Annotated in this window: 19 protein-coding genes; 6 read left to right on the top strand and 13 right to left on the bottom strand. The window is 38.8% G+C overall.

Annotated elements, in window-relative coordinates; all coding sequences use genetic code 11:
* Positions 1–25 precede the first annotated feature (25 nt).
* Entirely contained in the window at positions 26–1,570 is a 1,545-nt protein-coding gene (locus FC85_RS02850; protein WP_225427578.1) for an alpha-N-arabinofuranosidase, read from the bottom strand.
* Positions 1,571–1,810: 240 nt separating this feature from the next.
* Between FC85_RS02850 and FC85_RS02845 the strand changes: the two genes are divergently transcribed.
* Complete coding sequence (locus FC85_RS02845; protein WP_057864050.1) at positions 1,811–2,704, top strand: ArsR/SmtB family transcription factor; 894 nt, start codon at positions 1,811–1,813, stop codon at positions 2,702–2,704.
* A gap of 48 nt (positions 2,705–2,752) precedes the next feature.
* Here the strand turns inward: FC85_RS02845 and FC85_RS02840 are convergent, their stop codons facing one another.
* Genes FC85_RS02840 through FC85_RS02830 form a run of 3 tightly spaced genes read right to left on the bottom strand, consistent with a single transcriptional unit; the run spans position 2,753 to position 7,582 of the window.
* On the bottom strand, positions 2,753–4,504 hold the full coding sequence (locus tag FC85_RS02840) for a nuclease domain-containing protein (protein ID WP_057864049.1): 1,752 nt from the start codon (positions 4,502–4,504) through the stop codon (positions 2,753–2,755).
* Positions 4,494–6,401, bottom strand: a complete 1,908-nt coding sequence (locus tag FC85_RS02835) for an McrB family protein (protein ID WP_057864048.1) — start codon at positions 6,399–6,401, stop codon at positions 4,494–4,496. Before FC85_RS02835 ends, FC85_RS02840 begins: the two co-directional genes overlap by 11 nt.
* Entirely contained in the window at positions 6,401–7,582 is a 1,182-nt protein-coding gene (locus FC85_RS02830) for a hypothetical protein (RefSeq protein WP_147008519.1), read from the bottom strand. Before FC85_RS02830 ends, FC85_RS02835 begins: the two co-directional genes overlap by 1 nt.
* Before the next feature lie 514 nt (positions 7,583–8,096).
* Here FC85_RS02830 and FC85_RS02820 point away from each other — a divergent pair.
* Together FC85_RS02820 and FC85_RS02815 are read left to right on the top strand one after the other, a co-directional pair.
* Positions 8,097–8,531 carry a MarR family winged helix-turn-helix transcriptional regulator gene (locus FC85_RS02820; protein WP_057864045.1) on the top strand — a complete coding sequence of 145 codons (435 nt, stop codon included), beginning with the start codon at positions 8,097–8,099 and terminating at the stop codon, positions 8,529–8,531.
* Between the two features lie 9 nt (positions 8,532–8,540).
* A complete protein-coding gene (locus FC85_RS02815; RefSeq protein ID WP_057864044.1) occupies positions 8,541–8,981 on the top strand; it encodes a GNAT family N-acetyltransferase in 441 nt (146 codons plus the stop codon).
* 117 nt (positions 8,982–9,098) lie between these two features.
* Here FC85_RS02815 and mmuM read toward each other — a convergent pair whose 3' ends face one another.
* Genes mmuM through FC85_RS02790 form a run of 5 tightly spaced genes read right to left on the bottom strand, consistent with a single transcriptional unit; the run spans position 9,099 to position 14,607 of the window.
* Positions 9,099–10,046: a homocysteine S-methyltransferase gene (gene mmuM / locus FC85_RS02810; RefSeq protein ID WP_057864043.1), complete on the bottom strand. Its 948-nt coding sequence runs from the start codon at positions 10,044–10,046 to the stop codon at positions 9,099–9,101.
* 15 nt (positions 10,047–10,061) lie between these two features.
* Positions 10,062–11,426, bottom strand: coding sequence for a Sapep family Mn(2+)-dependent dipeptidase (locus tag FC85_RS02805; RefSeq protein ID WP_057864042.1), 1,365 nt, complete (start codon positions 11,424–11,426; stop codon positions 10,062–10,064).
* Entirely contained in the window at positions 11,420–12,274 is an 855-nt protein-coding gene (locus FC85_RS02800; protein WP_057864041.1) for an energy-coupling factor transporter transmembrane component T family protein, read from the bottom strand. The genes FC85_RS02805 and FC85_RS02800 overlap by 7 nt, the downstream gene beginning before the upstream one ends.
* Positions 12,275–12,294: 20 nt before the next feature.
* Positions 12,295–13,995, bottom strand: a complete 1,701-nt coding sequence (locus FC85_RS02795) for an ABC transporter ATP-binding protein (RefSeq protein ID WP_057864040.1) — start codon at positions 13,993–13,995, stop codon at positions 12,295–12,297.
* A 24-nt stretch (positions 13,996–14,019) separates the two neighbouring features.
* Positions 14,020–14,607 (bottom strand): ECF-type riboflavin transporter substrate-binding protein, encoded by a 588-nt coding sequence (locus tag FC85_RS02790; RefSeq protein ID WP_057864039.1) that lies wholly within the window; start codon positions 14,605–14,607, stop codon positions 14,020–14,022.
* 955 nt (positions 14,608–15,562) lie between these two features.
* Between FC85_RS02790 and FC85_RS02785 the strand changes: the two genes are divergently transcribed.
* Positions 15,563–16,066: a thioredoxin domain-containing protein gene (locus FC85_RS02785; protein WP_057864038.1), complete on the top strand. Its 504-nt coding sequence runs from the start codon at positions 15,563–15,565 to the stop codon at positions 16,064–16,066.
* 275 nt (positions 16,067–16,341) lie between these two features.
* Here the strand turns inward: FC85_RS02785 and FC85_RS15400 are convergent, their stop codons facing one another.
* On the bottom strand, positions 16,342–18,681 hold the full coding sequence (locus tag FC85_RS15400; protein WP_225427579.1) for a BspA family leucine-rich repeat surface protein: 2,340 nt from the start codon (positions 18,679–18,681) through the stop codon (positions 16,342–16,344).
* A gap of 288 nt (positions 18,682–18,969) precedes the next feature.
* Positions 18,970–19,323, bottom strand: a complete 354-nt coding sequence (locus FC85_RS02775) for a hypothetical protein (protein WP_057864037.1) — start codon at positions 19,321–19,323, stop codon at positions 18,970–18,972.
* Between the two features lie 296 nt (positions 19,324–19,619).
* Between FC85_RS02775 and FC85_RS02770 the strand changes: the two genes are divergently transcribed.
* Entirely contained in the window at positions 19,620–19,943 is a 324-nt protein-coding gene (locus tag FC85_RS02770; protein ID WP_057864036.1) for a type II toxin-antitoxin system MqsR family toxin, read from the top strand.
* A gap of 18 nt (positions 19,944–19,961) precedes the next feature.
* On the top strand, positions 19,962–20,951 hold the full coding sequence (locus tag FC85_RS15395; protein ID WP_225427574.1) for a type II TA system antitoxin MqsA family protein: 990 nt from the start codon (positions 19,962–19,964) through the stop codon (positions 20,949–20,951).
* A 314-nt stretch (positions 20,952–21,265) separates the two neighbouring features.
* On the opposite strand, the gene FC85_RS16245 is transcribed toward FC85_RS15395, so the two are convergent.
* A complete protein-coding gene (locus tag FC85_RS16245) occupies positions 21,266–21,433 on the bottom strand; it encodes a DUF5776 domain-containing protein (RefSeq protein ID WP_307726100.1) in 168 nt (55 codons plus the stop codon).
* A gap of 297 nt (positions 21,434–21,730) precedes the next feature.
* Positions 21,731–24,388, bottom strand: coding sequence for a pyruvate, phosphate dikinase (gene ppdK / locus FC85_RS02755; protein WP_057864035.1), 2,658 nt, complete (start codon positions 24,386–24,388; stop codon positions 21,731–21,733).
* Positions 24,389–24,451: the final 63 nt, after the last annotated feature.

Raw genomic sequence — 24,451 nt, 5'->3', positions numbered from 1 at the left:
TTACATCACCTTTCTAGTGACCGGCTTATTCAGCAACATCAAATGTCAAAACGTTCCAGGAAGCTTTTGGTAAGGTTAGGTTATCAAGGCTTTCATTTTCCGTTGATAGTTTAGTTGGTATGACATTATTAGGATTTTCAAACGTATTAATTGCTTTCAAATCGTCACCGGTAAAGGTAATGTGTTCAGTTAAGTTGATTGATTTAAATCCGGTCAAATGAAGGGCTAGCGTAGATGACTGCTTAGTATCTGAATTTAAGGCAAATACATGTAACTGTTGGTTGGCTTTGTCATACACCGTAGCGGTTTCAACTACCGGAATGTCACCATAGTCGGTTGATTGCGTGTCACTTTCAATGTGTGGCTTCAAAACTTCACCACGCCCGTATTCCGTTAATAACTGGAATGGATAATAAATGGTTTGCTTGAGTAAATGACCATCTTCATCCGTTGTAATGGGCGAAATAACGTTAAGTAACTGCGCTAAACAAGCAATTTCAACCGCATCCACATTATTCAAAATCGTAATTCCTAAGCCACCCACAACCAAGGCATCAAGTAAGGAGTACTTTTCCTGTAAAATTGCTGGATGCTCTTCCCATTTCTTAGCATCAGTTAATTCAAAGGTGGTCATCCCATTCAAATCATCCAAGCTATCCATCTTGATATCCTGCATGTTCCAAACATTCCACTCATCAAGACAAATCTTAATATCTTTATCCTTGAACTTCGGTTGCAGTGACTTCGAATAGTTCAACACGTTCTTCGTATTTTGAATGTGGTCATCCAGCTGTTTCCAAGAAGCCAAGAAATTTTGAGCGCCTTGGCCGGAATTCATATTGTAATTATGAGTTGAGATGTAATCAACGTATGGGTATAGCTGCTTCATAATGGTCTCATCCCATTTGAGATAGGTTGGTAACATTTCATAACTACTCCCACAGGCCACCAGTTTAATATCGGAATCGACCCACTTCATCATTTTGGCGGCTTCACGGGCTTTGTCAGCATATTGGGCAGCGCTCATATGCCCGGCTTGCCAATCGCCTTCCATTTCGTTACCTAAACACCAATACTTAATGTTGTATGGTTCTCGATGGCCATTTTTAATTCGCAGATCACTCCAGTAAGTTCCAGAATCATGATTACAGTATTCAACTAGTTCGGCGGCACTCTTAATCGAACCGGTACCCAAGTTAACCGCGATCATTGGCTCAACACCAACTTCCTTTGCCCAGGCGCAGAAGTCATCGATACCAAATTGATTGGGTTCAACGGTCGACCAAGCGAAGTCCATCCGCTTCTTGCGATCCTTCTTAGGGCCAATACCATCTTTCCAGTCATAATTGGAAACAAAGTTGCCGCCAGGATAGCGGATGACCCCAAGGTTTAAATCTTTAACGGCTGTTTTAACATCGTTGCGAAAGCCATTTTTATCCGAAAACGGCTTGTCCGGATCATAAATGCCACCGTAAATTGAACGGCCTAAATGTTCAGTAAACGAGCTCCAAACTTTTGGATCAATATTGCCAATCGGAAAAAGCGTATCGTAACTGTAAGTTGATTTCATCACTAATCAGTCTCCTTAGATAAATTATATTTTATAAGGTCTTATATCCTGTGCACATTTTTATTATATGGGGTGCTGATAACGCTTTCAATACTAATTAGTGTATTATTTTAGAAATATCGGCTTTTAGAAAACTAAACAGTTTGTTTTAAAGAGAGATAAAAACTAATTAGGTTGCATATTTACACCTTTAAGTTATATGATGTTACTAAAACAACTAAAAGGTTAGGTGATATTTCTATGTTATTAGATATGAATGATCATTCCTTACCCGTTTATAAAGCCCTTTCGAGTCCAGCAAGATTAAAAATCATTCGTCTGTTGGCAGCCAGACCATACAGTATTAAAGAATTATCGGCAAAGTTGGGAATCAGCCAGACGATCACTCTCCGACACGTCAATCAACTAAAGGCCGCGGGTCTGCTTAAATTCACTAAAGAAGGAAAAAGTAAGATTTCGCATTTAACGGTCGATGATATTAAGATCCAGTTTCCAAGCCAAGTCCAGGCATCTTCGTTAAGTTCGCATAAGGTAGACATCCCCGTTGGCCTACATACCGATTTCCAGATTGAACCAACCTGTGGGTTAGCTGACTTAAACGGCTTCATTGGTAAAGTCGACGAGCCCAAATACTGGATGGCCCCAGAACGCCGAAACGCCAGAATTATCTGGTTTGCCAAAGGTTATGTTGAATACGAAGTTGGTAACTTTCTCGAACCCGGTGAACAGGTGCAAATGCTGACATTATCAGCGGAAATGGGTAGCGAAATTCCAATGTCAAATGAAGATTGGCCCTCAGATATCACATTTACGTTGGATGGTAAAGAGCTGGGCACTTGGACCAGTCCCGGCGACTTTGCGGACATCCGTGGTAAGTTCACACCATTATGGACACCAGCAAAATTCAATCAGTATGGTACCCAAGTCACGCTAATTGTCTCGCACGAAGGAACTTGGATTTCTGGGCAAAAAATTAGCGGCACCACGATTGACGATCTCACCCCACTACCTAGTCGGATGAAATTGAGAATTGGTGTCGCTCAGGATGCGAAAAATCAAGGTGGCTGTACAATTTTTGGTAAAGGATTTGGAAACTATGATCAAGAGATGTGTTTGACGTTGTATTGCTCGTGAAACAGATTTCTAATCGAATACTTTTGTGATCTCATTAAAGTGTATGATCTAAAACAAATTATTAAAACGAGTTAAATAAACTACTTTATCGATAAGTTTGCCTATTTGTTTATCAAAAAAATGGTTCAGATCGACCGTACCATTTCCCGGAATCAATCCTATTGGTATGATATCTTTTCCTGAAAATCTTTGAACTAAATCATCATCTTGATCAGAAACGATTCTAGGGTAAAGAATGCCAACAGCTGACACAATTGATTTGGAGAAGTCAATTATGCTATGATTCTTTGCCCTCTCATAACGTTTCAAGGTAAAAGCATACTTCTCACTTGTCTTTATTTGATCTAAATATGACGCAAGTTGGTCCCACGCATCACGTTCAACATCTTTTAATCTACGATATTTTGTGTCTAAAACCAGCATTCCAATTAAGGTTTTGCTGCCATCTACATCACTTGCATCATATAAATCAACCCTAATATCAGGCCAGTTATGGCTTCCATTTGTCCAAACAGTAACATTTTTGTTAGCCGAAATTCTCTGATTATAAATAATTCTAATTTTCAAGTGGTGATCTTCTGAACTTAAAACACGATCACCAACCATCGTGACGGCTGTCCCATCTTTAAGCTCATCAAAGCACTCACGGCCTTTATTGAAAATCCAGCCGTCAATTGGCTTGAACCCTATGTTTTCTAAGGACTTTATGACTTGAATGTATCCCCATATTTCATACAAAAGATCTGTTCGATGCCAGTAATATTCATACTGGCGATGAAAATCTGTCTGCTTTGAAGCTGCTAATTTTAACTTCTTAACAAATTTTGTCATAAAGATATATTTATAGTTCATATTTCCTAATAAGTTGACTTCATGTGTGTTTTTAAGAGACGTGTTCCGCATCCACGAACAATTCAAGAAATCTAAGATTTCATCCTTATAGGACTTGAGCCTGGATAGATCATCTCGAAAACTATTATGTTGAGAATTTACTTTTCTATGAAGTAATCCTGAAGAATTCTCTATCTTTTGAATTAAGTAATTCACTCTTTTCAGAACATAAACAAGTTGCTCTTTCAATAATTTATTTTGTGGAATGTTAAAATTGATCAAGCGTGTCTTGGCAAAATTTTGCTTATTTTTTGCTGGATGGCTTGCCATTTTTTGAACAGACCGGTTGTCAAGCGGAGAAATTGATTTCACCGTCCATCTATATTGAGCCGCAATGTTAAATTTTGGGAAAGTACGAATTCCATACAGAGTTTGTCGAAAATTTTGTTCCTCTCGGTGAAATATTGCAAGCAGCTCATAATCTTCACTAGTTAAATCGTCATTATAGCTGGTTAACGTTCCATTTACGTTAGCATCGAACGATCTTGCTAATCCACGAATAGTGTTTTCAACATCAAGACGGAGTTGATGCAACTCGCTATTGCTTAGAAATTTTGGATCAATCTTAATCCATGAATAAAGCGGTTCCTTTCCTGTTCGAACCATTTTTAACCGATAAATTCCAGGTAAATAGTTGGACTGATTATTCTTTTCATTGTTATAAAGATGTAACGCTACTTTACTAGGTGAGACATACATCTTATTATTTTCATCTCGTTTGATGCGACTATCACTAATCAAATCTAGCCCATCAATATAAAGCTTATCCTCAGCATCTCCTTCAAATATAATTGAATATAAACAATTCTCCTTAGCGTTGAGCGTATTGAATGCAAACTCATCTTCACTAAACGTAAAAGTTTGTGAAGGCTCATTCCTGTTATTTACAAGGTTAACCTTATCTAACAAATCCATTCACCTTCAGTTCTAATTCTTTCTTACTCAGGATACGCTTCGATAATTCAAAATTAGACATCTCTGAATATGTATCCAATAACTGTACAATTTGACCCTTTTTGTCATCAGAAGAAGTATTGAGAGTCAACAAATCCTTGAGCATGGATTCCGTTCCCCTAACTTTTGGCAGGATTCGTTGTGCTACCTGATAATCAAGAGCCACCTTTCGATCAAATTCTTTGTAATTTGGCACATTAGCCAAAAAGACTTTAATACTGTTTAAAACACGCCACCCCAATCCAACGTTAGGTAAATGTTTTTCTATCAATTGATCAAATTTCCAAAAGAAAGTGAGTTCTTCTTTGCTAAGCTCAGAGTGATCGGCCTTCATATTATTGTACTGATCCAAAGTGATTTCAGAAAAGCTACTAGAGTCAACTTGTAAGGCAGGTTGTTTGTCCATAAATGGAATGATTTCTAGACTGATTATGCTTGCACGATCTAGTAGCTTATCAGATAGCTGGAAGGTGGATTCATCAGTATTCATTGTCCCCACAAATTTAACATTAGAGCCAATATTAATTTGGGATGGATATTTATCCGAATTATAAAGTCGACGTTCAAGTGACTTATCATATAATTTGATGTTTCGTTCCCTGCCTTGTTTCATTTCCAACACCGAAAGAAACTGTGAAAAATAATGTTCAACTTTAGCTAAATTCATTTCGTCTAATAAAACCATATAAATTTTATCTGGATTCTTATTCGCAGCTATTAATGTATCAACTAATCCAGAATCCCCTGGATGATAATTATTACTCAATGTGTCAACGTACCCTAATAGATCTGCATCATCTTGCCAAAAGGGACGAACTGAGACTAGATTAAATTGATCACTATTAGAATCATTATTTGACAAGATTCCAATTGCTTCCGCATATGCAGAAGCGATTTTTGACTTCCCCGTACCACTCAAGCCTGCGAGAATCGTAAATGTATTGCTCTTAATTGAATTATGGAAGTTAAGTAAATCCAAGAGATTAAATGTTAAATCATAATCGGGTGATTTTGTTATTTTGATAAATCGGTCAATGAGCCTATATTCTAAGGCTCGATCACCTTCAGGCTTTGATTTAACCACATTTTCACTATCAGAAACCGTATTAACAAGTTCCTCAGTTTTAGGGGCTATCTTTTCCAACTTTTTTGCCATTAAGTAACGACTGGGAATAAATGCTAAGTTTAAGTCCTCAACTTCATAAATGGCATCGATCCAATCACGTTTATTCCAATCACGTTCTGTGATGGCAGTGTTCTCGCTAGGAACATCATAAGTAATGTATTGATTCTGGATATCATGAATAATCAAATTCTCATATATTCGGTCAGTATCTGAATTATCAACTTCACCATCCGATTGAAAAATAGCAAAAGATTCATCATCGTTTAATAATTGAGCGTCATTAAACTCAACTGCACTACCATTCAAAAGAGCATGATTAAATGCTTTAAAATCAAGAATGTCTTCGGTCTTGTGGAAAACAGGTACTAATTCAAATTTATCCATATCTTGAAAATCATTATTTCTAGGTAGCCGTTTAACGTTAGTCGCAAACACATTATCTCTAGGCTCTTTTTTAATTTCCAAATTAAATGTAAAAACCCACTTTGGAAGTTCTTCTGCCATTTCATTAGTCGTCAAAATTTTATCAAATCCTATTTTCTCAAGTTCTTGGGGATACACATGAATTTCCATGTCATGATACTGATTATTGCTTAGTTCATTTAAAATCTTCACATTAAATAAAAGCTTGCCGCTTTTTTCCCTAATAATACCCCCTGTATCCCTTATAGAACCATATTCATCCCGCTGATCCCAAATTCCGATAAACAATTGTTTATTTTGCATTATATTTTTTGCCTCCAAAAGTCTTCTTTATTTTTAATTTCAATTACCGATTCAATATCTGGATTGTTTTTTAACGCATAACGATCCCCCGCTGTGAGAATTTCAGTGTATAACGAAACATAATCATAAAATTGCCATTCATGTCCAGTCACTAACGGAATTTCATTTACCGAATTATATTTTTTTGCTTGCATTTCGGGCTTATAGAATATAGCTGGAATAAGTATGTCTGCTTGCGGATATTGAGCTTTAAACTTTGCTGTATTTATTGTCTCTGGGGCACCAATTTGTAAAAATGGATGCCGACTCCTAGCAACATTTTCTTTCGAAGAGACAGTGGAAGTGGCTTCTGATTCACTTTCCTTCTTCTTAGGATGACTTAATGGAACGGATGTCTTTAATTTCGTGATTTCATCAACTAATTGGTCGTTATGTGACTCTAAGTTTGCCACCTTATCTTGAAACTTCTTATTATCACTGATTAGCTTATTAATCCTTTTCGTTAACTTTTCATAATATTTATCATTTCCTTCCTGCTTTTTTTTCATCTTATCTTCATTGGTACTTCGAACTTTTGTTAACTCTTCTTTTAATTTGGCAATTTCATTTTCATTATTTTGATCTTGCTTTTTTGGCTTCTTTTGCTTTTTTTTAACTTCCAACTGCTTTTTTAAAGATGTTACTTGATCTGATAATTTAGCGTTTTGCTTCCTCAAAGCTTCGTTTTGAATTAATGTATTTTCCCTTTCTTCAACGGGCTTTTTATTTTTCGACACGCGATCTTCTCTTTGCTTATTTAGTTTAATTATTCGATCATTGCTTTTAGTATTTTTCTCTACCTGTTTTCGTTTTTCAAATTCTTCAATTAATAAAGTTGCTTTGTCTACTTTCTCCTGAGAAAAATCTGACAATATTTGATTGAAAATATCTTCATTGGAAAGGTCAGACAATTGTTGTCCGTCTTTTATTGTCGGTTCATCCTCTTGGAAAACCTTGACTAATAATCGATGAACTTGATGGTAATTCTTACTATTCATCATTCTAGTGATATAAACTCGTCTTGTTAGATTGTTCATCTTATGTGGAACTGGACCCGCTTTTTTATATAACTGAATTATCTTCATAAAAATTTTTGTTGGTATATGCTCCAAAATCCATTTAGTTAACTTTTGCTCTTCCAAAATATACACCACTCTTCTCTTTCTCTTAGCAATAAAATGGTCTCAGATAAAGTCTCATCCTATGCTTAGTTATTTATAATGATTAATCTTCTATTTCACAACCTCGCTCATTATATTTTCAGTTAATAAAATGTTGGCTACCTGCAGTAACCAACTCTTTTTTCATGATTAGAAAATGTTCCAAGAAACGTCAATTTTGCACTCTTAAGAAACCAATCTGTCTTATATGTATTAACTAATATTTGTATTATATACCTAATAACGATGTGAAAAACTAATTTTACTAAAATCAAAATTTTGTCTGATAAAACTTCATTATTTTCAAAGTTGATTAAAAGATCTGGTGATAAAACCATACTGTGATCCTCAAGAAATTATTATTTAATCTTCACAGTTCACCTAACTCAATTCACGAAAATATATTATTTCAGCCAATAAAGTAGTGGACAAAAGCCACTACTTTATCTATAATTAAAAATAATCTAACCCAATCCCAACCATAAGGAGACACGCCTTGCTACCTTTAGATAAAGTTTCAAAAGTCCGTGAGTTCAATCGCTCATACACCGAACTCCTTGGCTTACTAAATAAAAAGGTCTTCGATACCAACATCAGCTGGCAGGAAGGCCGGATTTTACTAGAAATTAAGCTCAATCACTTGATCAATCCTAAGGAGATCGCAACCACACTCAAAATCGATAAGAGCTACACCAGCCGGATTATCAATCGACTTACCAAACAGGGCTTCTTACAAAAGATCCCCTCCCCAACCGATTCGCGTTCAGTGCAACTCAAATTAACATCTTCCGGTGAGGCAATGGCCAATGATCTGGATCGTAAGTCAGACGACCAGGTTGAGCAACTGGTCGCCAACTTATCAGCCGAGCAGCAAGCTCAATTTTACCAAGCCGTCGAAACAATCAATCAACTATTATTCCCTGGAAAGTAGGCCGTTATTATGTGGATAATCAAACCATTCAATGAATTAACAACCAATGAACTATTTGGCATTCTGTATTTAAGAACCAGAATCTTTGTGGTCGCCCAAAAACGAATCTATCAGGAAGTCGATCTGAACGATCCTAAAGCGATTCATGTTTTTAAAATGGTTGACGGTAAAGTGATCGCTTATGCCAGAATTTTTAAAGAAGCAGACCACGTGACATTTGGTCGAGTTGTCACAGCCCCGGAATATCGAGGCCAAGGATATGGGAAGGACCTACTTGACCAAGTCATGACCACTATCAAAAACGACTTTGCTGGGATGCCAATCGAGATTGAAGCCCAGACCCAAGTTCAAAAATTATACACGAAGTTCGGCTTTATTAGCCATGGCCAACCATTTATTTTTGAATCGACTCCTCACATTCAAATGATTCATGAACCGTTGGCGGGGTAATTTTCGTAATAACAAGTTTAAGTTAAACTATTATAAATACGAAAAAGAGTCATCAAGATAAATCCGGCAAGTCAGGCTTCGGGCCTAATTATGTGATTTATTTTAATGGCTCTTTGTTTATGCAAAAACGCGATCAGAATGAACGACGGTAAATATGTTATGAATATCATCAGGCGTGGTCCTGCAACAACCACCAATAATTCGGGCACCCTTATCGATCCAGTTTGAGGTGATATCAGCGAATTTAGGTTTATTGGGTGAAGACACCCATTTGCCCAAATTTGAATCATAATCATCCCCATTGTTAGGATAAACAACGATTGGCTTCTCAGAGATCAGATTTACTCGGTCCAAAATCGGCGTGATATTTTCGATATCAGTACAATTAACGCCAACTGCCGAAATTTGAGGAACCTGATTCAGATAAGTAATTGCTTGCTCAAGGTTAGTCCCATCGCATAAATCAAACACGTGATTAACGCTAAATGATACCCACGCACTAATCCCTTTAAAGTTATCCCTTAACAGTTCAACCAGAGCCTGAACCTCGGTAAAATTAGGAATGGTTTCAAAGGCAAAGAAATCAACACCTGCCTGCTTTAGTAATCGCAAATGCGGCAGGTGAAAGGCTTTGAACTCATTTTTCGATAAGTGATAGTTCCCGGTATATTCGCTGCCATCATTTAAATAAGCCCCATAAGGCCCGACACTCCCTGCAATCAAAGGCATTTGCGCCTTCGGATGATCCCTACCGAAATCACTTTTTGCCCGTCTAGCGATCTCAACTGCTTTTGTGATCAGTGGCTTATCAGTCGATGTCGACAATCGTTTTTTTAAGAATAGCGGGTTAGCCTGATAAGTCGCCGTCGTAATGATATCAGCCCCCGCTTCCAAATAAGCCCTATCAATATCGTATACCGCATCGGGATGGTGCAATAAAGCATCTGATGACCATAAGCCAGAATCATTGATGACGCCCAGTTTTTCTAATTCTGTTCCCATGCCACCGTCGGAAATTAGAATTTGCTTTTGATTCAATTTCTCTTCTAAAAGATCGCAAGTCAATCATCACACCTTCTTTCAAATAACCGATAACTCGTAAAGTGCCCGTGTGTAAATTGATAGTGTTTTAGGAATTATCGATAATGGCACATGTTCATCAGTTTGGTGAGCCAATTTCGGAATCGATGAATCAATTCCTTCAATACCAAAAGCCACACACCGACCTGAATAGGCTTTCGAATAACTGACACCACCCGAATAATACGGTTCTCTTGAATCATCGGGATTCTCTTGATAATAAACTTTCAACAACTTATCAACAAAGCGATTATTCATATCCGTCTTGGTAACCGGATCAACGTAAACCGTGGTGACCAATGCATCCGGTAAAGACTTAGCCGTTAATTCTTCAAGTTCCCGATCGTCAGTATCGTCGTTGTACCGAGCATCCAAAATCAAAGTTAACTGAGAGTTGTCCAACCGGATTCGATTCAAACAAAGGGTGGTTTTCCCCATTCGGGATTGCCCATCCCCAATTCCAATCTCAGTACCATAATAATCGGTAAACACTTTAACGTATGTTTTTGCCCAATCTTCTTGATAAAACACATCAATAAACTTTAATGCCGGAATAATCGCATTTTCGCCATCTTTGGGCAATGAGCTGTGCGCAGACTTGCCTAAGAAGATAATCCGCTTATCTTCACCTAAAGTGAAAGCCACTTGTTTGGCCACCAAAAATTCAATTGCCCTTTTATTATCATTCTCGGGTATCCAAACATCAACCCGATCGCAGATTGCGTTACTACTTTGATAGGTTCTAATCTGACTAACCCGCGTTTGAACTCTCTGAAAAACCTTCGCTGTCCAAACGCCCTTTTCCCCAAGGCAAAGTGGAAATGACCCATCGGGAGTATACGCAAATTCCGGCAGTCCGGCTTCATCGATATAGCGTTTAATATCGGTCATTGTTCTTTCTTCATCAGTTCCAATCACCAATCGAAGCGTCCTATCTGGAATAATACCCTGATCTTTGATAATTTTTAACGATAGCAAATTACTCCATAGTTGAAACTTCATGTCTTGTGTCCCTCTGCCATACAAATTGCCCTCGCTAACTTCTGCGCTGAAGGGAGCGAAACGCCATTTCCCCGATACAGATACAACGTCGACATGGCAAACTGATTCAATCCGATTTGAACTTTTGCCATCAAGTTGAATCCCCAAGACTTCATTTCGATACAAATGGGTTTTCAATCCCCATTTTTCAGCAATCTTTTTTAACCAGAGCAAAACGTCTTTCAACGCCTTACCATGAGGGGATCTTTTCGATACCGTTTGTTTGTCGTATACCGTCGGCCACTTGATAAGATTTACCAGCAAACTAATATCACCGGTATACGGTTGAACGATTTTATCCCAATCAGTTGGTTTAATTACCATGGATACCACACCCTTCCTGCACCAGCGGGTCTTAGGAAAACAACGACTACTAAATAGATCGCAAAAACAATCAATTGAATGATCACAATCAACCTGAAGAACTGATCATTTCTAGTGGGCTTCTTGTAAGAATAATAGGAACGTTTCTTACCAATTCCGTACAATCGTAAATCCATTGCACTGGCAATCACATCAACTCGTTCAAACGTTGACAGTAAAAGCGGAATCAAAATTGTGACACTTTGTTTTAAACGTTTAAACACCGACACTCTCTTTTTATCCAGTTCCAAGCCACGCATCTGAAGCGAATTCTTAATTTCACGATAGTTTCTGGAAATGTCCGGAATTGATCGTAAACCCAATGAAACCACCGTACAAATCTTATAAGGGACGTGGAGCCGATAAAGCCCAACGCCAAGCTCACTGGGGGTGATACTTAAGACAAACCAGAGACTGGCAATAAACATGCTGAATATTTTGAGCAACCTGACGCTTAGATAAAACAGGGTTTCAGGAGTCACCACATACCGGCCGATAATCGAAAACCAGACATCACTATGGCCAATTTCACTAACTCCGATTGTTGGTGAAACCAGGTACATCAAAAGGATATTAAATAAGTTCATGAAAACAATGAAATAGGTAATCCCGCGAATCTGCCGCCATTTAGGCTTTACTGAAATTAAAAAAATGATATTCAGTGCAAAAGTGGGGATCAAAATTCTGATATCAAACGAAATCATTATTAAAGAAAGCGATGAAACCAAAAGCAACAGTTTGGTCGTGCCATTCAGTTTTTGAATCAAATGTTGGCCTGGTAAATAACTAATTACAAATGAATTTTCCATTTTATTTCCCTCGATTACCTTCAGACGTTAATACTTGCACGAGCAAGGTTTTCACCGTTAACCCCAATTCTTTCAGCCAGTCGATAGATCGAAGTCTGCCTTAGGCCGGCCTGACGAACAATCCACTTATCGTTTAACACTTTAAACGGATCATCATCCGCAATAACGGCGCCTTGATCAATAACGATCGCCCGATTAGTATGCTCCAAGGCTAACTGCATATCATGAGTAATCACAATTAACGTCATCTGTTTCTGTTGGATAACATGATCAACAAACGCCATCATTCGCTGATAATGCTCAAAGTCCTGCCCAGCCGTTGGTTCATCCATGATTAAACATGCCGGATTTAATACCAATAATGACGCAACCGTCAAACGTTTCTTTTGACCATAGCTCAAGGCGTTAACCGGCCAGTGACGCATTGCGTATAAATCAGTTACATTCAAAGCTTCAGCGACCCTGTCACCAAGTTCCCTGCCTGAAATGCCACGCAGTTGTAACGCTAGTCCCACCTCATCCTCGACAGTATCCTTCACGATCATTTTGTTTGGATCCTGCATGATATAAGCCATCTGCTGGCCAATTTGTTGAATAGTTTGGTGTTTAATCGATTTTCCCAATTCCAAAATGTCACCGGTTGTTGGCCGCAAAATCCCGGTAAGCAACTTGGCAAACGTTGATTTACCAGAGCCATTCTTACCAATAATACTTATTTTTTCACCCCGTTTGATGTGTAAATGAACCATATTGATCACTTGATGCTGGCCATCATAACTGTATCGAAGGTCAGCCACGTCAATGATGCCTTTAGCATCTTTTTGAGTGAGTTTATCAGGTTGACTGGATCGGTTATTCAAGAACTTTTGAAAGTCACTTTGATAATCACTCGGGTTGATTAAGTCAACATTCCACAGGTCATGGTCCTGTTTGAGGTTCCCAGAAACCTTTCTTAGGGCGTCAAGATACAATGGATTTCTAATTCCGTATTTCTCTAAAATGTCATCCTTCAAAAAATCATCAGGTTTTCCAATCTTAACAATTTGGCCTTCATTCAACAGAACGATTTTATCAATTTCTTTGTGAAGCACTTCTTCAAACCGATGTTCAACGATCACAACCGTTTTATGTTCCTGATGGTTGAGTCGATCAATCAAATCCACAATGCTTTCGCTCATACTGGGGTTTAAAGCAGCCAAGGGCTCATCGAACAAGAGAATTGGCGCGTTGCCATGCAGGATTCCGGCAATTGACGTCCGCTGCTTTTGACCACCTGATAAATCAAACGGCAAACTACTCAAGAAAGAATCCAACCCAACGACCTCAGCAGCTTTCGTTACCTTTGCCTGCATATCATGAAGCGGCACATTCTTATTTTCCAAATAAAATGCAATGTCTTCTCCCACACTCAAGCCAACAAACTGGGCATCCGAGTCCTGCAAAACAGTCCCAACATCGTTGCCTCGTTGAAAAATACTGGTGTGGTTGATCTCTTTGCCGTTAATGACACATTTTCCAGAAATCATTCCCTTATCCTGGTTGGGAATTAACCCATTAATGCATTTAACCAACGTGGTTTTTCCACTCCCACTCGGCCCCAAGATCAATACCTTTTCGCCGGGGAAAAGGTCTAAATCAAGATGTTTTAAAGTGGCTTCCTGCTGAGTTTTATACTTGAACGAAAAATCTTTAAATGAAATGATCGGCTGACTTTGGCTCATAGATCTCCACTCCCCCTCGTTACCTTATTCCTTAGTTAAATTTGAATTTTTCTTATACCTTCGTGTCAATGCGTAGAGTAATGGTAAGCCGGCAACAACCGCAACAATACCGTCGGAAACAACGGCGATCCATCCTTGAGCAAAGTTAATTGCCTTTTCACCCCCATAAAAGACAGTGTTAAGAAATGGTGAAATGAATCCAAAGGAGATTAATAGGCCAATAATCGTCGTAATGGTGAAAATGGTTGCATGCTTAACGTTAAAAATGCCGTCCTTAATTCTTGCCCCGTAGAGCGGAAGTAATCCAATTACAAAACTTGCGATAAAGTTGCCAATCCACCAATCCGGCCAAAATCCGGAACCGGCAAGTAGGTCCGCAAAGATATTTCCAAATAATCCAACCAGCCCAGCTGGAAGTGGGCCAAATAGTGCCCCAACAAATACTGGAATCAAATACGCTACCGATAACTTAGTGTTGGTAAAAACAGGGATGCTCACGAAATCAAGCAATACACCAAACAATGCAGCCCCAATTGCCACTGACACAACGGTTTTTGTATCCCAACTGCCAAGTAACTTTTTTGAATAGCTTTCTTTCTTTTCAATTAACATATCAATCTCTCCATTCTGAATTTCAAATAAATAATAGCCAACTTTCGCAAATTAAAAAGCGCCCTCGTATATTTACGAGGACGCTTTTCACGTGGTACCACCTTGTTTTGAACATTACTGTTCCTTAGAGTTGGCTTTCCGGAAAACCAACTACACATGCTGATAACGAAGCGAACCGTCTAAAATTAATTTAGCCTTTAACGCGAAACACTCATGACCCATATTCGATTATTTGGAAAGGCTGACTCTCACCTGACACAGCTCTCTTGAACAATCCGCATTAATCTACTCAGTCAATCAACGTGCTTTAATTTGTATGCATTAAACTAACACTCATTTAATGTGAATGTCAAGATATTTTTTAAATTACTTTTAATTTTTGCTGCTGACATTTGACATTTTTTCTGGTTCTTTCTTATATCATTTTTCTTAAAATAACCTCGCTGATAAAACAAGCATAACCACCAAGTCAAAATTTAGTTCGCAAGATTCTTAGTCTCTAACTGATATTTGGTACGGGGTCTTAAATAATTATCGATCAAAACTCCCCCACCATTATTCCATTTCAGTAAACGGCATCCTGCATCGGATAAAAGATGCCGGAAATAATTCCAATAATTTAGGGTTGACAATCAGAAGTTTGGCCTCTAAGATGATTAAAACAATATGATACAACATGGTGTTGATGGAAAGAGTAAACCACATTAGTAAATTCAAAGCGACTGCTGTTAGTGAAAGAGCAGGCTGAACATGTGATTGAAGATGAGTCCGGAGCTTTGTTGCCAGTGCAAGCTGGTAACACGTGAGGGTCCGATAAAGCCCCAGGCATATTTTGTGCCTTTGAGATAGTTAGTGCGCTAACTATAAACTTGGGTGGTACCACGGGAAACCGTCCCTGCATATTTGATATGCGGGGACGGTTTTTGTTTTACAACTATGAAAGTGAGGGACGGTTATGAGCGAATTTAACTTTAATTTTTCAGATCAATCTACATTAAATTTTGGGGAAGCGGATGCGGATCATGAACTAATCGCCATTTTAAATTTGGCATGTCCCGACAGCCAAAAATGGTTTCTGGAAAACAAATCGGTTTTACTAAATAGTGTCGGTACCAGACAGCTACTACTCCATTTAAAATTTTGGAACAAGCCTAAACCGTCGTTACTTAACGGCAACGTTGCCAATGAGTACGTCGATTATGGCCATCCCAATCAAGCCCTTGATTTTATAACCCGTCTCTTTCAACATCAAGAACAGCTACGCAATCAAGCGCTTGAAAATGTTGAGTTATATTTACAAGATACTTTTAATGTTCAACCATATGAATTAGCGGATAAAGTTGCTAAACAAATCTTAGTAGAAGTTAATCAGAACAATATCACAAGTGTTCCAACCATCATCACCAACAACCGGTCTTACTTTGATGATGGCCTAATTCCTGTCTCACAGCTTTTCTAGGGAGGCCAATGTCCATGAATCGAAAACGATCTCAGAAAGTGATCCGCTGGCTATCCCTCTGGCGTGGAAAATCACTGGTGGATACTGCCATGTCCCTCGTGTGATTGCTAATTAAATCCACGACATACAGGAAAGCAGGCGCTATCAATGAAAGCTATTCAGAAGATTTCATTACCTAACAATTATTAATCGCTTTAGTGTTGGGCATCATTTTATCTACTTACCAAGACTAAAAAGCCTGCCAACTTCATATCGGCAAGCTTCTCAAGTTAAAGTTATTTATAAACATGAACATATTTAGGATTAGCCGTAATGAAACCACCGGCAACCCGGTAACGCAACACACCACGTTTTGTATGATTGTTTGCGTTCGAATAATCATACCCATAAACTTTGAGGATCTTATTTTTGGCAATTGCCCGGCTTTTCTTCGTCAAATTAACATTTCGATAACGATTAATTGACCGCTTCGTCTTAACCGACTTCACTTGCTGATGACGGCCCATATTAACCAATTTACGATTAGCGGTAACATAGTTGCCATTTGCTAACACATATCGAGTCGTCAAGTTATGTTTAACAATTCGCTTAACTCGCAAAACAATTCCTTGACGATAATTTTTAACTTTATTTGTCAAATTGGCATTGCGGTATGCATTAACGCCACGCGGATTAATGACCGTGATTGTTGAATACTTGTTTGCATAGTAAACCGGCTTTACATACTTCTGACTTGCAGTAACGTATCCGGTCTTACCAGCAGCCTTGGCCAAATGATTAACATCACGAACCTGATATCTTAAAACGCCGTCCGCTGATCGCTTATAACCAGTGACAACAAACATTGGCCGGTCAATCCGCGGTTTCTTGGCATACCATGTGAGTCGATTAGCCGTTGAAAAACCGGTTGACTTGTATAAACCAATCTTTTTGATTGCGTAAATAACTGTTCCTTTAGTCGCCACATAAGTTGGTGTTGTTGGCTTGTCAGGTTCGGTTGATGGCGTTTCAGGCCTCACTGGCGTACTTGGTCCAATTGGCGTTGCAGGTGTGGTAGTTCCTATCGTTGAACCTGAGCTACCAGTGGAACCAGACCCACTATTTTCAGTATAGACAAACGTAACGACTTGAACGTCTCTACCAAAAATTATGTTTTTAGGTAATTTGGTTTCATCCAGCGTATACCCATTAATACTTAATTTGTACGTTGGATTATTCACGTCAAAAACATCATCAACAAAACCAGTTACAGTTTGCGGATCATGAATTTGCTGACCATTCTGATCAACGTACTTAACTGTTATCTTACCAGCTTCAATGCCGTTTTGCTCCCAAACATATGTCTTATCGGTCGTTGGTTTGCTAGGATTCGCCATTGTATACAAATTAACCAAGTCGGCTGCTTGATATTTGTTGCCGGTTGGATGATGGACACCGCCATTACCAATTCCCCGCCAATTCTGACCAGTATTTTGAAATGTAAAGCCTGGAGTGTCAACATCATAAAATGGTTTAGGATTACTGCTGGTTCCAGTCGGATCTGTTAAATAAACATCCGGATGAAGCAGTGTGTTCGGACTTAGCTTCAATTCCCATAAATTCGGCAGGCCCTGGAGCATCCCATCAAAGTTCGTCACATTCTTGGTATTAAAATTTCCGGAAAGGTCAATCTTCTGTAACGCACCGTCATAACCTGGCATAAAGAATAACCCATACATAGTTGTGACTTGGCTTGTATCGTACTTTGATAAATCTATCTTTGTCAGCTTAATACTATTACTGAACATCGAATTCAGATTGGTAACTTTAGATGTATCAAAATTTTCATAACCTTTAAATTTTGAACTTTCCAGATTCTTCATTGCCATAAACATGCCACCCATATTTGTGACATTCTTGGTATTAAAGTTAGAAACGTCCAGCCCTGTGAGCGATTGAGTTCCAACAAACATGTCTTTCATATTCGTAACATTTTCAGTATCAAATTTAGAAACATCCAACGTCTTGAGTCCAGAATTATAGGTAAACATGCCCGACATATCTTTGACCTTTGCAGTATTAAAATTACCAAGATCAAGTGCCGTTAGACCACTATCAGAATCAAACATATTAGCCATTGTTGTGACATTTTCAGTATTAAGATGATTTAATCCCTTGATTTCATTTAAGTTGGTATCGTTCGAAAAGAGATTAGCCATGTTCGTTACAGTTGCTGTATCAATGTTCTGAAACTCGATCGATTTAATGTTAATCAAGGTTGCAAAAAGGAAGGAAGAATCTTGTGGTAATTGAGCACCCTTTTCAACAATAATCTTGGTAACATTATAAGCCTCAGGATGATCAGCGATCGGTGACTGTCCCCCCTTCGCTGGATCAGCAGGTGTCAACGTTCCAGGGCCAATCGTTAACGTATCACCAGAGACGGTACATGTACTGCTTCCCCAATCAAAAGTTGCTTCATCGTCAGGACTGGCCTTGGTCGACCTGACAACGGGATTGTCAACTTGACTGGCACTAACATTCACTGATGGTACAGCCATCCCGCCACTAATTGCTAATACGCCAACACAAACAAATAACCATTTGTAACTTTTAGTAATTTGACAATTTACCATATGCACTATCATAGCCCCCCAAAAAATAATTACAACTTTGAAACCACATTCAACAATTGTAATCATTAATGCTAATTATAAATAAAGTTGATTAATAAAAGTTAACCCCTTTACATTTAGTGTAACAGTTTTATATCTCCTTTTAAACTAACTATGATGGCGTTTTCACTTTTTACTATTCTCACAGTGAATCCACTTAATGAGCAATAAAAAGGGCCAAGAAATTGATTGACGCAATCTCCTTGGTCTTCAAATATCAATATTCTCTTGTAATGGTTCATATCCGGTTTACCGAACTGAAGTCAACCAATGATTGCCAAAGACGAAAAAGAATGTTCGGTAATTATGATAATAGCGGTACTTGGATTTAATCACCCGGCCACCCCCGGTACTCATCAAATATCCCGAAGCAAAGACTTTTGATCCTTTATGCAAATAGCCGGCAAAATGAAATCGATTGCTGGCTTCACTGTTTCCGGTTGTTACCCGGTAAACCCGGACTGTCTTTCTTGCCCGAACTAAATGAGTCGCCTCACGGGCATAGCCGTTTCCATTCAAATACGCAGCATTTGTCCCAATGGGCATTGCAAAGAACAGCAGCCCCAACGCCAACGTTGTCAGTAATATTAAATGTTTTTTCACAGTATTATCCCTTACTTTCTCCAATTGATTCTTTAATTACGATTCAAGTATAGTATAACGATTGAAGGATGATCGTTCTTATTCGAAAAAAATTAGTAATTTTCAAAGCCGCAAAAGTCCTGATCATTACGTTGCGTGTGATCATCCGCCCTGTAACGGCTACCCCCCCAATTTTTCAGTCCAATGATTAATAAATTACTATCACTAATGGAAATTAATTCAATATTAAGGCCAAAATCATTGCTACAATTTTGTAGCAATGATATTCTATATATATAAATAGCCGGAGGAATCGAATGGTAAAAGCAAGTACTCAAACCATCACCCGCTTCTTAATTGATTTCAAAAAAGCTTTGTCGCATGGTGATTGGGAAATCGTTGAACGCCGAGCAGATTACGCACAGATGACCGAAATGCCCGCAAAAGCCATTAAAATTGTTTTGCTGGGGCTAACACCAAAGGATTATGTGCGGGGACCGGAAGCTGACCGCAATGGTTCGGGTGAATATGTTTGGGTGTTTTTAAAAAATGGCGTTATTGAACGCAAGTTGTACATAAAATTAAAATTAATCAACGGTCACGCGAAAGTTCTTTCTTTCCATGAGTCGTTATATGACTAAGCAGGGGAGATGATTTTTATGGAAACAACTTATGTAAAGTCAATTGATGAAATTTATACAATTCGGGGTGAAAAGATTATAGTTAATGCCCCAACACGATTTAATAGCAAAACCAATGAACAAGTTTTTGATGAAGAACTGGACAATCGGGCTGTAAATCAGGCTTTAGATGTTTACCGTGCCAATCATAACGTGATTAGTCCCAGCCGGATTAAAGCTTTGAGACATAAATTTGGTCTTAATCAGCGGGACTTTGCATCCCTTCTAGCATGGAGTCCAACGACCATTGCAACTTATGAAACGGGCGCATTGCCATCAACGGCTAACGATCAATTCCTAAAAAGCCTAGAGTCGGATGATTCAAGTTTCGTTAATCGTTTGTATGAAAACACTAAAAGCAAGATGACTGAACGAGGCAGAAAAGCCTTCGAACAAAGCATCAGGAAATCAAACCCAAATAAGGCTTCAGACCTTATTGACAAGGGGATTAACGAATATTTTGCTGATACAAATTTTACTGAGTATTCAGGCTTTAGCAAGTTTGATTTAAAAAAATTTACCAGCATGGTTCTTTTCTTTGTGAACAAGGTACCGAAGTTAACTAAAACTAAGCTAAACAAATTAATGTTTTATTCGGATTTTAAATACTTTAACGATCATACTGTCTCTATAAGCGGTGCTTCGTATGCTAAATTACCGCATGGTCCAGTTCCTAATCAGTACAGTTTATTGTATGCTTCCATGGAAAGCGCCAATTTAATTGATGAAGACGTAACCAGTTTTCAGCAGTATCAATGGAATTATTACCAAGCCAATAAAGATACTGATCATTCCCTTTTTAACGAGGATGAGCTGGCTACTTTAAACGCTGTTGCTGAGAAATTCGGTAATTTGTCAACTAAATCCGTTTCCGAAATTTCACATGAAGAAAAAGCATGGTTGGAAAATGAGACTGGGCAATTAATTTCATATGAATATGCCACTGAGTTGTCGATTCTTAATGGGTAAAATTGTTTATGCTGAATTTTAATGAATTGTGTGACCTATCGAAAACAAAAAATTCTTAAAGTACCAAAGCCACCGACCAAACTACAATTAGGATGTATGGCAAAAACAATGGCTTTTATAACAAATGGTCAATTGCAGAATAACCTCATTTGCGGATTGATACCGTGGATAAACTGGATAAGGTGCTACGAAAAATTAACAAAATGAAATATTTATCTCTCCGTTAATGGTTACGTGTTCCTAACACAAAAAGGATTCCGACAAATTTTTGTCAGAATCCTTTTATTTTTATTCACACGCAACCCACGAAAGCTCTAATAATTACCAACAATAACCAACTTCTTAACGGTCAACCGAGCGCCCTTCTTATAGTGCTTAGCTTTGCCAGTTAAACTAGCTGACTTGTAAGTATTCACACCCTTACGAGAAATAATCGTAATCTTCTTCGGTTTTGGAACACTAGCATAATAAACCGGTACCACATACTTCCGGCTGGCAGTAATGTAACCGGTCTTGCCAGTTGTCTTGCAACCATGATTGACATCGCGAACCTGATATCTTATTTTGTCTCTACCATATTGTTACCTCAGCGTAGAAACCAATTACACCACAGCCGACATCTACGTCCAATAAATTCTGAGGATGACATTTAATACTTGAACTGGTTATTTTTGCGAACCGTCTTTAAACCAAAAACCAGTCCACCATTTAAGGTAACCGTATATTTGATTGCACGTATCATTCATCATCCTCTTTAAAGGACAACCACTATCATCAGATTAGTTAACTGATTTGACACTCACTGTTTGAGAAACAACCCGATTATTTCTCAGAGATGCTTGAGCGGCCGCCAGCCGGGCAATCGGTACTCGAAACGGTGAACACGAAACGTACGAAACATCAATTTGCTCAAAGAATTCAATTGACTTAGGATCGCCACCAATTTCACCACAAACACCAATTGGTAATTGTGGCTTAATGGATCTCCCCTTTTCGACAGCCATCTTCATAAGCTGACCAACGCCATCAACATCAACAGTTTGGAATGGATCAGCTGGTAAAATGCCTTGTTTAATATACTCTGGCATAAATGACCCAACATCGTCCCGTGAATATCCAAATGTTAATTGGGTCAGGTCATTGGTACCAAAACTAAAGAAATCTGAAACTTCCGCAATCTCATCGGCAGTTAAACAAGCCCGTGGCATCTCCATCATTGTTCCAACCGTGTATTCAAGACGAACATTTTTATTCACCAGAAGTTGTTCAATCCGGTTCACAACCAGATCCTTAACCCAGCTCATTTCAGACTTCAAAGCCGTTAATGGAATCATAATATGCGGTTCAATGATCACATTCTCATCCAACAATTGCAGTGCAGCACCAATAATGGCATCAACCTGCATTTGATAAATGTCTGGAAAAGTTACTGCTAATCGATCTCCGCGATGACCCAACATCGGATTCAATTCTTTCAAAGAATCAACCCGCTGCTCCAAATACGTTGGCGTAACATCCAGTTGTTTCGCCACTTTGCGAATTTCTTTCTCATCATGCGGCAAAAATTCGTGAAGTGGCGGATCAAGCAATCGAATTGTTACCGACCGGCCGGCTGATAATTTGTATAGCTCATAAAAGTCTCCCTGCTGCATTTTCAATAATCGCTTTAATGGCAACTGCCTTGCTTCAGCATTTTCAGCGATGATTAGCCGTCGCATCTCAAGCAGTCGCTCCGGCTTAAAAAACATATGCTCAGTTCGGGTCAATCCAATTCCATCGGCGCCAAACCTCAGAGCTTGGGAGAAGTCTGCCGGAGTATCAGCGTTAGCATAAACCCCAAGATGGCTTTCCTGTTTTGCCCATCCTAACAACGTTGAGAGGTTCTCATTAACAACCGTATCAGCAGTTTTAATCTGACCAATATAAATATGACCCTGAGTGCCATCAACTGAAAGCCAGTCTCCTTCATGTAGCTGATGGCCTGAAATCGTTGCACTTCTTTTTTGATAATCAACTTGCAGTTCGTTAACGCCAACAATGGCTGGCGTTCCCATTCCACGAGCAACGACAGCCGCATGAGAAGTCATGCCGCCACGTGAAGTGACAATGCCTTCACTAACCACCATTCCTTCAATATCCTCCGGAGAAGTATCCTGGCGAACAAGGATAACGGTCTGTTGCTTCTCATCATGGGCAGCCTTAGCCGCCTCGGCGGTAAAATAGATTTGCCCAGTTGCAGCACCCGGAGAAGCTGGTAAGCCACTAGCAACAAAGTCATGATTAGCAAGATCCTTCTCATCAAACTCGGGATACAAGATTGATTGAACAGATTCCGGCTTAATTCGCATGAGCGCTTCTTGCTTAGAAATCAAATCTTCATAAACCATGTCCACCGCAATCTTAACAGCGGCGGTTGGCGTCCGCTTACCATCTCTGGCTTGTAGCATGTACAGCTTCCCGTTTTCAATCGTAAATTCCAAGTCTTGCATGTCTCGGTAATAGAACTCAAGCTTAGCCGCAATTGCTTCAAATTGTGCATAAAGGTGTGGCATTGCTTCTTTTAATGTACTAATCGGCTGTGGGGTTCGAATTCCAGCAACCACGTCTTCTCCCTGAGCGTTCAGTAAATATTCACCAAATAAATGCTTTTTACCGGTCGCTGGATCTCTGGTAAAAGCAACCCCGGTGCCAGAATCTTTACCTGCATTGCCAAAGACCATCATTTGAACATTAACAGCTGTGCCCAAATCACTGGGAATATTATTTTCACGGCGATAAACTTCTGCCCGGTGATTATTCCATGATTCAAAAACCGAGTTAATGGCGGCTAATAACTGCTCAGTGGGATTTTGTGGGAATTCATGATGCAACTTATTAATATAAACTTTTTTGAATTCGCTTACAATTTGTTTTAAATCATTTGTTGTCAAATCCAAGTCAGATTGATAATGATTTTGATGTTTCATATCTTCGATCACAGTATCAAAGGTTGCTTCAGAAATGCCTTCAACCACATTGCCGTACATGGCCAATAAACGGCGATAACTGTCATACGCAAACCGTTCATTAGCCGTTATTTTGGCAAGTGCGACCACTGTCTGATCATTTAAACCAATGTTTAAAATTGTATCCATCATCCCTGGCATTGAAATTGCAGCCCCTGAGCGAACCGATACCAGTAATGGCTTACTTAGGCTATTGAAGCTTTTACCAACATTTTGGCTTAACTGATCCAAAGCCGTTTTTAATTGGGCTAAAGTTTCATTATTCAACTGATTATGATTCTTATAAAAAGCATTGCAAGCCTCGGTTGAAATTGTAAAACCGCTCGGAACAGGGAGACCTAAATTAGTCATTTGCGCTAAATTAGCCCCTTTTCCTCCTAATAAGCGTCGCATGTCTTTATTGCCTTCTTTGAATGTGTAAATATATTGCATTCTATTACGCCCTTTCTTAGCTTATTGAAACATTTTATTAAGCACCATAATCATATATGAGAC

Source organism: Lentilactobacillus diolivorans DSM 14421 (assembly GCF_001434255.1).
GTDB classification, from domain to species: domain Bacteria; phylum Bacillota; class Bacilli; order Lactobacillales; family Lactobacillaceae; genus Lentilactobacillus; species Lentilactobacillus diolivorans.
The sequence above is the reverse complement of the archived record's forward strand: the minus strand, read 5'-3'. Positions and strand labels throughout refer to the sequence as shown.